This window comes from Salinivibrio sp. PR5, from assembly GCF_001996085.1.
GTDB lineage: Bacteria > Pseudomonadota > Gammaproteobacteria > Enterobacterales > Vibrionaceae > Salinivibrio > Salinivibrio proteolyticus.
On sequence record NZ_MUFK01000071.1, the window covers coordinates 1 to 12626 of the forward strand.

Consider the following 12626-nt stretch of genomic DNA (forward strand, 5'->3'; position numbering starts at 1 on the left):
GCTCAATTCTTGCTTTGATTCCTGTATCTCGTTTCTATTGCCGGGTTTTCTGGAGGCACAATGGGCTTTGACCTGCTTTCTCTTGGGTCGCAAGGTGTACTCACCGCGCAGCGACAACTTAATACCACAGGTCACAATATTTCCAATGTGAACACTGAGGGTTATAGCCGTCAGTCTGTTGAGCAACAAGTTAACGATCCTCATTATTGGGGAGGGAATAACTACGGTGACGGCGTACACGCCGCTGCAGTGCGCCGTAATTACGATAAGTTTGCCGTTAATGAGCTCAATATTGCTACCTCCAATTTAGAACATGCCGCCGCGCGCAATGATCAGCTTGGGCGCCTTGACGATATGATGGCGCACTCAGCGCGGAAAATTCCTGACAATATGAATGAGTTCTTTGGTGCAGTAAAAGGCCTCACCGATAGCCCGAGTGATATGGGAGCGCGTAAGGTGGTGCTAGAGAAAGCGCGCATGGTGTCTGCTGGATTAAACGACGTATATGGCGTACTTCAGCAGCAGTCGATTGATACCTCCTCGCAAATCGATGCCACGGTCAAGCGTATGAACGATATTGGCCGCGAAATTGTTGATATTCATAAAGCTATTCTGAAAACACCGGGCGAGCCGAACGATTTACTTGACCGTCATGACAAGCTCATTCGTGAGTTAGCTGAATACACCCAAGTCAGTGTTAATGCGCGTGAAGATGGCTTATTTAATGTCATCATCGGCAGTGGTCATATGCTGGTGTCAGGGATGAACAGCAGTGAACTCACAACCTTACCGGGAAAGCCTGATCACCAAGAACGTCAGCTGGCCTTAGTTGAAGGGAAAAGCGTGAAGGCGATTTCTAATCGCGATATTCGCGGTAAGCTCGGCGCGTTATTTGAATATCGCGATCAGACACTGGGGCAGGCGCGTGACGAACTCGGCCGCATGGCGATTGGCTTTTCTCAAGCATTGAACGATTTGCAAGGACAAGGCTTCGATCTAAATGGTGAGGTTGGCAAGAATATCCTGACCGACTTTAATGACGACCGTATTGCGGCATCCCGGGTGATCAAAAGTGGTGACTCGACCGCCGATCTTAAAGTGTACATCGATGATCTTCAGAAGCTTAAAATCGGTGACTATCAATTAAAATTTGATGGGGCGCAGTACACACTCACGTCACCTAATGGCCAGCAATCAACGGTAACGCCCAGCGGAACACCGCCAAGTTTTAATGTAGATGGCATGCGCGTTCAAATCGACGCTAACCTTGCGCCTAACGAACGGGTCTTTTTGCGCCCCGCGCGTGCAGCTGCAGGGCAAATCCGCATGGTGATGGATGATCCTGCTGGCATTGCCGCTCAAAGTTATGTCAGCGCCAGCTCAATTAGCCATGGTGAGGGGGATGTGCGCGTACTGCAATCTGGGGCTCAGAAAGAATTCCAAGTTCGCATATCACCTGATGGGAGTCAGTTTGCGGTCACGGATACAGACGGGCAAGTACTGCTTGCACCACAAGCGTATCCGCCAACAGGGCCGATTAACGTCAATGGCACCTTGATTGAGATTAACGATAAAGCGGCGCCTGACGACATTCTTGCCATCAGTCTGATCCCAGCAGATGGCGACAACAGTAACCTGATCCGAATGCAAGAATTGCAAACGCAAAAGCTGATGGATAACGGACGTTCTACCTTGTTGGATGTGTATGAAGGGTTGAATACCGACCTTGGGGTACAAAAAGCGTCGTATGAACGACTGCAGGATGTCAGCTTGGTGGAGCATGATGCGGCCGAAGGACGCGTTGCTGAAATCGCCGGAGTCAATCTGGACGAAGAAGCCGCGAATATGATGAAGTTTCAACGTGCCTATATGGCGGCGTCGCGCATTATGACAGCCGCAAATGAGACGTTTGATTCACTGCTCAATGCGACACGATAAGGATAGCTATCATGATTAGCCGTATTGCCAGCTTTCATAACTACCAGTCAGTATCTAACGATATCATGCGCCAGAATATTAAGGTGCAAGATAATCAAGAACAAATGGCGACCGGTAAGCGAGTGATCACTGCGGGTGATGATCCTGTGTCGTCAATTTATATTCAGAATTTCCGCCAGCAAGACGAGCAAATTGATCAGTTCATTGACTCGATAACGCTAGCGAGAAACCGCCAAACGCGTGAAGAGATCGCGATTGATGAGTCTGAGCAATTGATGGACAGTGCGAAACGCAAAGTGATGGCGATGATCAACGGGTCGCTATCCGATGACGATCGCACCGCGCACCGCCAAGACTTGCAAGGTATGTTTGATAATTTCATGGACTTGGTGAATACCAAGGATGAATCAGGCAACTTCTTGTTCTCAGGGACCCAAACCAGTACGCAACCTTTTTATCGCGACAGTCAAGGCAATGTCCGTTATGCCGGTGATAGCTATTTTCGTACTGCGCAAGTTGCCCCCGCGGTAGAAGTGCCCACATCGGATCCGGGCGATAAAATGTTTATGGAAATTGATAACCCCTATGGGGATTATCAGCCCGAGTACGATTTGCAAGATGGCTCCTTGTTGCTGCTTGCTCGCGCAGAAAACAGCAATAATACAGACAACGCCGCATACGCAGTGACCTTTGATGTGAATGCCAGTGGTGATACAACCTATTCATTGACTCAAAACGGGACCGAAGTGAGCACCGGGCTCTACGACCCTCAAAATGGGATTGAGTGGAACACGCTTAAAATGACCTTTGAAGGTGAGATGAAGCCCGGCGATACCATTGCACTCGAGCGTCAAGACACCTTCACTATCTTTGATGCGTTTAAAAATGGTGCCGCGTTGTCGTATGCTGACATCGATGATGCGTCTGCAACCGCAGAGCTCCATCAAGTCACCGATCAGTTTGCAGCGGCGTTCAAACACTTAAACAAGGCCCGTTCTGAGGTCGGCACACGTTTGACTACGCTAGATCGGCAAGAGAGCATGCACAAAGATTTCAAATTGGTGCTGAATCGCTCATTGGGCACGATGGAGGACTTGGACTATACCCAAGCCGCGATCGATATGAACGAAGACATGTTAGCCCTACAGGCATCGCAACAAGCGTTTGCGAAAACGAAAGACTTATCGCTGTTCAACTATATCTAATCCGCATCGCCAACGTGCTTTAACGGTAAGACGTTTCCATGAAAAGGGCAGTATTGACTGCCCTTTTGCTGTTGGTGGTCTTGGGGAGCGTCGGTTACTCGGTCAATAAATCGCGATACATGGCCTGTGCCATGGCGTCCAATAGCGGCTTTTTATCGTTCATCAAGGGTGGATAGCAGAATGCATACTCTTGATGGCCAGACATTGCGACTGCTTGCATCGGATCACTGTCTTTGTGGCCGGCAAAAAAGACATAACAAGGTGCCCCTACCGCAACGGCGGTCCGGTGAACAGCGGTACCGGCGGTAAACACGCCGTCAATGGATGCCATAACATTCGCACTCCCGACAAAATCATCCTTAAGATCCAAGCCTGGTAATGGCACGACCTCGATCCCAGTTTGTTTTTTAACTTTGGCCAGCTCTTTTGAGCAGTCGCCATACTGTAAGTTCACAAACTGAACTTTAGGATGAAGGGAACGCATTTTTGTTAACCATTGCCCCAGTTCATCGGCAATCAAATAATGGATATTCCGTGTTGCTGCTGCCAAGCCACTTCGCCAGCAAACGCCAATAACCGGCCCTTGAGCTTTCAGTTCATTCAGCATCGATCGCCAAGGTGCCTCTTGAGTTGCCGACGCGCGAATATAGGTTTGCTGATAAAGGTGGCGCTCGAAATGCTGATAACAAATCCCCGCCAGTGAGCCGCCCGCGACCCAGCTATTGATATCGGCTAACACGTGATCAGGAATATGGATATCTTGCCCGTCAGTACGTGAAATAGGCACGATCTCTGTAGTGGGAAAGGCGGCTTTGAGCACGGGCTCAAGACGAGGATCACAGCCAACGTAGACCTTTCGGGCACGTTCCACCACCATAGCCACATTATGAAAATAGGCGAGCTCATCCCCGACACCTTGTTCAGGCATAATGAGTACGGCATCGCTTTCGGGACGAGAGAGGTCCCAACGCGGTAACTCACCGTGATATTTCAGTCGACGGCCACATTCAATGCCAGCTTCGTTGGCCTCATAAAATGCGGGCCATGCCATCTGAGTGCGATAGACAAACGCTAAGTTAAAGCGCAGCGCGTGATCATCCGGGCTGTCAGCCAATAGCGATTCGAGACGCTTTTGCGCGCTATCAATGTTGCCTAAATACCAATCTAATTCGCCTAATTGCGCTTGCAAGGTATTCGCATGCTTACCCGTGACGTATTGGCAGGCTTTTTCGTGAATCTGGTAGCAATGGGTTAGTTTTTCGTGGGTAAATTGGTGATGCTGTTTCAAATGCTCAAATGTGGCACGCGCCAGCGCATAATGTAACTCTCCGCGCTCAGGGTCATCTCGTAAGCACTGTTTAGCAAGTTTACTGGTCTCTAACCAGTTTCGCTCATTGAGATAAATCACCAATAATTGTCGGAGAAACGCTGGATCTTGGCTTTGTTTATACACGCTCAGGCAGCGTCGTCTCGCGTGGGCATAGTGGCCTAATCCCGATTCGGCTTTGATCAGAAGCAGTTGCCAAACTGGGTGAGCTTGCGCTTTATCACTGCCACGGAGTAACAACTGATGGGCTTTTCCGAAGGCTTCATCATCTAGCGCATACTGGGCCAGTGCCATCAGTGCCGGCGGGTAATCTGGCTCAAGCGTCAAGATCGTTTGATAGAGCTGTTCGCCTTGCTCCACATGTCCATCAGCCATGAAGTTCGCCGCTAATGTCATGGTTTTCTCAATTTCTTCGGCGAGCCCTTGATTTTTGAGTTGGTATAACTCGTCGCGCAATGCGTGAGTACGACGGCTTTCACCTTTATGGCCGAGTTTTTCAGTCAGTTGGGCACGTAGGTTTAGAATGTCAGGGTTGGTTGGCGCGGCAACAAATAGACGCTCGACGATCTCCATCGCTGCCGTGTTCTTTCCTTGTTGAACCAGCAGCTGCGCTTTATCAAACAGTAATGATAAATCGTCGGGAGTGAGTGCCAGTGCATGGTTGATATGCGCCATCGCCTGCTCGAGATTGCCTTCCTCCGCATCTAATACGGCGAGGACTTGCCGCACTTGTGCCGCATCGGGCGCATGAGACAAAATTTGCTCGAACACGTCGCGGGCGTCCGCTTTATTTCCTTCCTGATAAAGGTTTATGCCGAGTTTAAATGCCTCATCCAACGTCATATTGGTATGGCCATCGTTATCTTGGGTCATAGATTGCGTCGTCCTATTCTAGCTGTGGTGAGCACGGCCGTTGGCGCTGCCTGTCAAGGCAATGGCGCTGTATGGCAAGACAAGTTTGATGCAAAAAATGTTCCTTTGATCTGTGGGTTAGCGTGTTTGGCAACTTACTTGCAAGGCAACAAGGAAAAGAAAGTTGGATAGGCATTGCCGCTCGTTTGCCGCTTTCGCCTCATTTTATGGTTTAGGCGTTGCCTCTTAAGACGATTGGTTGGGCAATATAAATCCATAAGTCATTGATTAAAATNCACATATTGTATTAAATTTATCAAGCGGCCAGTTTTTGAACGGGCTGATCTTGAAACTGATTAACAAGCTGTTCCCGCAGCACCGCAAACAAACAGTGCAACACGTCGCGGGTAGGCTGTTTCGCAAAGCAAGCGAAAGTCAAAGGAGAGCAAAATGGGTGTAACAGTTAACACCAACGTGTCTGCGATGACTGCGCAGCGTTACCTGAATAAAGCGACTGATGAGTTGAATAATTCAATGGAACGTCTGTCGTCAGGTAGCCGAATCAACAGTGCTAAAGACGACGCGGCGGGTTTGCAGATTTCTAACCGTTTGGTTGCTCAGACGCGTGGTCTGGATGTGGCAATGCGAAACGCCAACGATGGTATTTCGATTGCGCAGACCGCTGAAGGCGCCATGCAAGAATCCACTAACATCTTGCAACGTATGCGAGATCTCTCATTACAGTCAGCGAACGGCGCGAACGGTAAATCCGAGCGTATCGCGATTCAAGAAGAGGTTGCAGCCTTGCAGGATGAGCTAAACCGTATTGCGGAAACCACAGCATTCGGTGGGCGACGCCTACTCAACGGCTCTTTCGGGGATGCGTCTTTCCAAATCGGTGCTGATGCCGGTGAAGCAATCATCATGGGTTTAACCAGCATTCGCGCGGATGATTTCCGCATGGGTGGGGTTGAGTTTGTTGGCACGGAGTCAAAATCGGCTGACTGGCAAGTTGACCCGACCGCATCAACACTGCAGCTGCAATTTACGACCAAAGACGGTGAAAATGTCAGCTTAACGATCGGTGCTAAGCCAGGTGATGATGTTGAAGAATTGGCCAGTTACATCAATGGTCAATCCGATGAAATGCTCACCGCGTCTGTCGATGAAGAGGGGCAATTGCAAATCTTTATCGAAGAGCCCAAAGTCGAAGGCACAGTTACCTTCGGAGGTGGACTTGCGACATCGTTAGGACTAGTTTCCGGTAACGGTGACTTGATCACGACCAAAGACATCGACGTATCGGATGTGGGCGGTGCACAAATGGCCGTTGGTGTGATTGACTCCGCGATGCGTTATATCGACAGTCAGCGTGCTGACTTGGGTGCGAAGCAAAACCGCTTGAGCCACACCATCAGCAACTTGTCGAACATTCAGGAGAATGTGTCTGCGTCCAATAGCCGGATTCGCGATACTGACTTCGCGCGCGAAACCACGGCCATGACGAAAGGACAGATCCTCCAGCAAGCGGGGACGTCGATGTTGGCTCAGGCCAAACAGATGCCTCAAGCTGCACTGAACTTGCTTCAGTAACACTGACAAATCAAGCAACTAAAAAGCGGCAAGTGATTGCCGCTTTTTTTATGTCATTTTTTTCGCGAATCACGCTAAAGATATTTCTCCTGTGGACGTTAACTTCCATAGCACCATGAAGCGACGGTGGTTTAGCCATCGTCAGCACGCAAAAAATACTAAAGCTTTTTGACTGTGCGCCGCTAAATGGGTTGTGAAAGATTTTCGAACTGGTTTTCCCTGGTCAGCTGGGCGAAGCCGGACCTAGAACCAAAGGAGAATAGTTATGGCTATTACAGTTAACACTAACGTCCCTGCAATGACTGCTCAGCGTTACTTGAATAACTCAACCGACGCGCTGAACAACTCAATGGAACGTTTGTCATCCGGTTATCGTATCAACAGCGCCAAGGATGACGCAGCGGGTCTGCAAATCTCTAACCGATTGATGTCTCAAAGCAGTGGTCTGGATGTTGCCGTACGTAATGCCAACGACGGTATCTCTATGGCGCAAACCGCCGAAGGGGCGATGGAAGAGTCAAGCAACATCTTGCAACGTATGCGTGACCTATCTTTGCAGTCCGCTAACGGCGCAAACGGCGACTCTGAGCGTGCAGCTATCCAAGAAGAAGTGGTGGCCTTGCAAGACGAATTAAACCGTATTGCAGAAACCACATCATTCGGTGGTGCGAAACTACTGAACGGCACATTCGGTACGCGTTCATTCCAGGTGGGTGCGGATGCTGGTGAAGCCGTGATGATGGAATTTAAAAACATCCGTGCTGACCATGCTGAAATGGGTGGTGCTAGCTTTACTGCAGCAAACGCAAAATCAGCAGGTTGGACAGCAACAGACGGTGCAACCCTAGCCATTACTATCACGGATGCGGATGGTGCAACGACCTCTATCAACGTGACCGCAAAAGGCGGCGATGACATTGAAGAAATTGCTACCTATATTAATGGTCAGGCAGATGACAAACTGAGTGCTTCAGTGACTGAGGACGGTGAGCTTCAAATCGTTACTGCATCGGGTTCTGATGCTACCTTTACAGGCGCATTGGCAACCTCACTGGCAATGGGGACCAAGGTGGATGAAACCATCAAAGATGTGGATGTTTCTACTATCGGTGGTGCACAGAAAGCTGTGGGTCTTATCGATAACGCGATGCAGTTTATTGACTCACACCGTGCTGAGCTGGGTGCGAAACAGAACCGTCTAAGCCACACGATTGCGAACTTGGACAACGTGAACGAGAACGTGACCGCCTCTAACAGCCGAATCCGCGATGTGGACTTCGCTAAAGAGACCACTGAGTTCACTAAGTCTCAGATCCTACAGCAATCTGGTACGTCGATTCTGGCACAGGCCAAGCAGGCGCCGTCAGCGGCACTGAGCCTGTTGGGTTAATCACGCTTTATAACCCAGTAGCGGCGGATACTCCGCCGCTACGCTAACAGGAGGTGAATCGTAATGGACATTTCATCCGTTTCAACTTCATCCCTGCCTCATACCGGCTCTTCCGACGGCACAAAGATTGCAAGAGAAGAGAGAGTAGGAAAAACTCGGCCTGATCAGGTTAGCGTGAGCCAAAACCAGCAGGCCGTTCGTCGAGAAACGCGTGAGTCTATGCAGCAGCGACGCGTTGAACAAGCGGAGCGTCTTAACGAAACCCGCGAAATGCAACGTGAGCAGCTGGAGAAGTTGGTCGAACGTCTCGATGAGTTTATGTCCTCTTTTAACAAAGGCCTAGCATTCCGGCTTGATGAGGATACGGGCAGAAGTATCATCACTGTTTATGAAATGAGCAGTGGGGATATCATCCGCCAAATCCCAGAAAAGGAAATGCTAGAGCTGGCCAAGCAATTGTCGCAACATGCGCGAGGGCTGGTGGCAGAAAAGGTATAACGAGGTGAGAGAATCGTCATGGGTGTAAACGCAGCAGGCATGGGTAGCGGTATCGATATCAATGCCATGGTCACTAAGATCGTGGATGCTGAGCGTGCACCCAAACAAGAGCGGATCGTCAAACGCATGAATGATGTCGAAACTGACATCAGTGCGTTTGGCCGCTTAAAAGAATCTCTCGATAAACTCAAAAGTCAAATGTATGACTTTCGTCGCAACGAGTCTTATGCGGCAAGGACTGCCTCAGTCAGTAATTCTGACGCTTTAAGTGCATCAGCGAGTCCTGATGCGATTCCCGGAAAATACCAAATTAACGTTCAGCAGCTAGCGAGCACGCACAAGCTCGTTTCTGCTGGCATGGATGCAGATGCGCCATTAGGTTCTGGTAAGCTCACCATTACCATGGGCAACCGGACAAGCATCATTGATATCCCACAAGGTAAAAATAGTTTAACCGACGTTGTCCGTGCGATTAACAGCGATCCAACCAACCCCGGTGTGCAAGCGTCACTGATCCAAGATAACAGTGGGGCAAGATTGGTTCTAAACGGCACTAAGACGGGGGCGGGCAATCAGATTGCAGTGAACGTTGATGCTCAAATGGGGAGCGCCCTGCATCAACTGGGGTTTAAAGTCGGTCAAGCTGGCAATGGCTTGACGCAAATGCAAGCTGCGCAAGATGCGCAGATTATGATTGATGGTATTGCATCTGTCTCCAGTGAAACCAACACCTTTACCAATGCGATTGACGGGGTGTCACTTGACGTTAGTCAAGCTGGGGCGTCACCCATTACCTTGTCTGTTGAGCATGATCGTGAGTCGGTACGCTCCACGCTGGAAAGCTTTGTTGATAACTACAACGCCTTTTTCCGTGTGGCACAAGCCGTGGGCAAATACGATCCCGAGACGCAGCAAGGGGGCCCTTTAGTCGGAGAAAGTGTAATCCGTACGGCCACAAGTCGCTTACGGAACTTGTTTTCATCGCCCATTGAACAAGCACCAGAAGGGATGAAGACACTCAGCGAGCTGGGTGTAACGACCACGATGGATGGGCGGTTAGAAATTGATAGCAAGGTGTTAGATAGACAGCTTCGTCAAAATTTTAACGCTTTAGAAGGTTTCTTTGGTGGAAACAAAGGCTTTGCTCGCCAGCTGGAAGAGGTCGTGAATGGCTTTACCGGTGCCGGTGGTGCCATCAGTAACCGCGAGAATACCTTGTCTGATCAGAAGCTGCGTTTACGTGATGAGCAGCAGGAGCTGGATAGACGGATGGAAAACCTTGAGGCGCGGACCATGAAACGCTTCTCCGCCATGGAAGAAGCGACAGCGCAAATGCGTTCACAGCTTCAAGCAATGCAAAACATCATGCCAGCATGATGACGAGTGAAATGAGACACTGGCTTCAGCAATTAGAAGCGATTGATGAGGCGATTGCGCATTCACTAGCCGAACGTGATGCTGATCCCGAAAAACTGGCTCAGCAATTGCATGATAGAAAGGCATTACTCGACCAGATTGCAGCGTCTTCGGAGCAGCCTGATGGTCAAGCATGGGCAAAGGCATTATCAAGAACTGAACAGTTGGTTCAAGCACTCGATAATGAAAGAGCTGATGCTGCCAAGACGTTGTTGCAGCAGCGCAAGGGTAAGCAATCTGTGCAGCTGTATAAGAAATTTCAATAGGTGAGGAAGACTATGAGAGGCTCACTACAGGCCTATAAAAAGGTCTCTGTTGACAGTCAATTAAGCGCCGCGTCGCCTCATAAGGTCATACAGATGTTGATGGCCGGTGCGATTGAACGCTTGATTCAGGGCAAGGCCGCCATGGCACAAGGCGACTTATCCGTCAAAGGTGAGCGGTTAGGTAAAGCGTTGGATATCATTATCAATCTCCGCGCTTGTCTATCAATGGATGATGGAGGCGAAATTGCCAACAACCTGGATGCGCTTTATGACTTTATGATTCGCCAAGTCAGTGAGGCGAATTTGGAAAATAAACCGGAACCCATCGACGATGTGATTGAGATTTTACGTGAGATAAAATCGGCATGGGACCAGATTCCGTCCGAATACCATAATCTGACCCAAGCGACCAGCTAAACAGCCTACCAAAAGACTGACATGGCACTGGAGTCACAGGTTTACTGTGTCTCCAGTTGCCTTATGCGCGTTCTCTATTACAATGTCTTGATTAAAATTGAGTTTGTTGCGGCTTTTTGGCACGTGACAACAATAATATATCTATCAGGGCAGACGTATCTCACACATGCAAGATTTAGCAAAAATCCTTGTTATCGATGACGATGACCAGTTTCGTCACGATCTCGGCGTGATACTCGACTTTATTGGCGAGCGTTACGCGCTTCACTCGACAGCAGATGTCAGTGACGCACTTTGGGAGCAAAACTGGGGCGCATGTTTTCTTGGCCACGTCCGCTCTTCTGCCTTGCTTGAAAAGGTACTTGAGCAGCTTGCTACCTATCATCATGTTCCTGTTATCGCGATACGTCGCCACGACCGTGAGCTTTCAGGACTGCCAAACTATGTCGGTGAACTGGGCCTCCCCCTTAACTACCCGCAATTATTTGACGCGCTTCACCACTGTCGAGAGTTTGCAGGCAAACAGGCATTTAGCATCCCGCAGCTTAGCGGTGACAATACCGCCTTTCACAACATGGTCGGTAAGAGCGAGGCGATGGGGCAAGTCCGTCGCTTGGTAGACCAAGTGGCTGCTACCGAAGCGAATGTATTGATCCTGGGTGAGTCAGGGACCGGTAAAGAAGTGGTCGCTCGACACATTCATCATGCTTCCTCACGAGCATCCGGTCCTTTTGTGCCGGTCAACTGTGGTGCTATCCCAGCAGAACTTTTAGAAAGCGAGCTATTTGGTCACGAAAAAGGCGCGTTTACGGGGGCGATTTCCGCGCGTAAAGGACGTTTTGAGTTGGCCGAGGGTGGAACCTTATTTCTTGACGAAATTGGTGATATGCCCATGCCGATGCAAGTTAAGCTGCTAAGGGTGTTACAAGAGCGCACCTTTGAGCGAGTCGGGGGAAATAAGAGTATTCGCGCGGATGTTAGAGTGGTGGCGGCCACACACCGCCAGCTTGAGCAAATGATTGAAGAAGGTGATTTTCGCGAAGATCTTTACTATCGCTTAAACGTATTTCCGATCGAAATGCCGCCGCTTAGAGAGCGTCTTGACGACATTCCTATGTTGATACATGAGCTGATGTCGCGTCTCGATAGTGAAGGAAGCAGCCGTGTACACCTCTCGCCACGCGCGATTAACTCGCTCATGGAGCATGAGTGGCCAGGTAACGTACGTGAGCTCGCCAACCTCATTGAGCGTCTTGCGATTTTGTATCCGGGGCAGCTTGTTGACGTCAACCACCTTCCAGCTAAATATCGCTACAGTGATATTCCAGAATTTCAGCCGGAAGCGTATTCGGTGGAAGAAACCGCTGTGGCTGAACGTGATGCCTTAACGGCGATGTTTAGTGAGCCCGACGATGATCCTATGATGGATGAGATGCCAGGCTTTCACGATAGCCCAGGCGCGGTCGTGCTACCACCGGAAGGCGTTAACCTAAAAGAAATGCTGGCGGATTACGAAGTTGATCTGATTCGACAAGCCTTGGAGGCGCAATCAGGCGTGGTCGCTCGCGCGGCAGACATGCTGAGTATGCGAAGGACGACGCTAGTCGAAAAGATGCGTAAATACGGGCTAAATAAAGAAGAACTGATTTAAACCGACCGTGTGTCAAAAAAGCGGAGTCAAAAAAATGACTTCGCTTTTTTGTTTCTAATTGCATGATATAAAT

General features: G+C 49.6%; 10 protein-coding genes. 9 read left to right on the forward strand and 1 reads right to left on the reverse strand.

Annotated elements, in window-relative coordinates; translation table 11 throughout:
* The first annotated feature begins 60 nt into the window (after window positions 1–60).
* Together flgK and flgL are read left to right on the forward strand one after the other, a co-directional pair.
* On the forward strand, window positions 61–1938 hold the full coding sequence (gene flgK / locus BZG82_RS15535; RefSeq protein ID WP_077662873.1) for a flagellar hook-associated protein FlgK: 1878 nt from the start codon (window positions 61–63) through the stop codon (window positions 1936–1938).
* A gap of 11 nt (window positions 1939–1949) precedes the next feature.
* Window positions 1950–3143 (forward strand): flagellar hook-associated protein FlgL, encoded by a 1194-nt coding sequence (gene flgL / locus BZG82_RS15540; RefSeq protein ID WP_077766263.1) that lies wholly within the window; start codon window positions 1950–1952, stop codon window positions 3141–3143.
* Between the two features lie 94 nt (window positions 3144–3237).
* Here flgL and BZG82_RS15545 read toward each other — a convergent pair whose 3' ends face one another.
* A complete protein-coding gene (locus BZG82_RS15545; RefSeq protein WP_077766264.1) occupies window positions 3238–5343 on the reverse strand; it encodes a tetratricopeptide repeat protein in 2106 nt (701 codons plus the stop codon).
* A 429-nt stretch (window positions 5344–5772) separates the two neighbouring features.
* Here BZG82_RS15545 and BZG82_RS15550 point away from each other — a divergent pair, with 429 nt between their 5' ends.
* The 7 genes from BZG82_RS15550 to BZG82_RS15580 all read left to right on the forward strand — a co-directional run bounded on the left by BZG82_RS15550 (window position 5773) and on the right by BZG82_RS15580 (window position 12553).
* Window positions 5773–6915: a flagellin gene (locus BZG82_RS15550; protein WP_077478934.1), complete on the forward strand. Its 1143-nt coding sequence runs from the start codon at window positions 5773–5775 to the stop codon at window positions 6913–6915.
* A 265-nt stretch (window positions 6916–7180) separates the two neighbouring features.
* Complete coding sequence (locus BZG82_RS15555; RefSeq protein WP_077662871.1) at window positions 7181–8305, forward strand: flagellin; 1125 nt, start codon at window positions 7181–7183, stop codon at window positions 8303–8305.
* A 63-nt stretch (window positions 8306–8368) separates the two neighbouring features.
* Window positions 8369–8803 (forward strand): flagellar protein FlaG, encoded by a 435-nt coding sequence (locus BZG82_RS15560; protein ID WP_069589313.1) that lies wholly within the window; start codon window positions 8369–8371, stop codon window positions 8801–8803.
* Window positions 8804–8821: 18 nt separating this feature from the next.
* A complete protein-coding gene (gene fliD / locus BZG82_RS15565; RefSeq protein ID WP_077766265.1) occupies window positions 8822–10180 on the forward strand; it encodes a flagellar filament capping protein FliD in 1359 nt (452 codons plus the stop codon).
* An 11-nt stretch (window positions 10181–10191) separates the two neighbouring features.
* Complete coding sequence (locus BZG82_RS15570) at window positions 10192–10485, forward strand: hypothetical protein (RefSeq protein ID WP_131826251.1); 294 nt, start codon at window positions 10192–10194, stop codon at window positions 10483–10485.
* A gap of 12 nt (window positions 10486–10497) precedes the next feature.
* Window positions 10498–10902 carry a flagellar export chaperone FliS gene (gene fliS / locus BZG82_RS15575; RefSeq protein ID WP_069589317.1) on the forward strand — a complete coding sequence of 135 codons (405 nt, stop codon included), beginning with the start codon at window positions 10498–10500 and terminating at the stop codon, window positions 10900–10902.
* A gap of 166 nt (window positions 10903–11068) precedes the next feature.
* Entirely contained in the window at window positions 11069–12553 is a 1485-nt protein-coding gene (locus BZG82_RS15580; RefSeq protein ID WP_077479283.1) for a sigma-54 dependent transcriptional regulator, read from the forward strand.
* Window positions 12554–12626 lie beyond the last annotated feature (73 nt).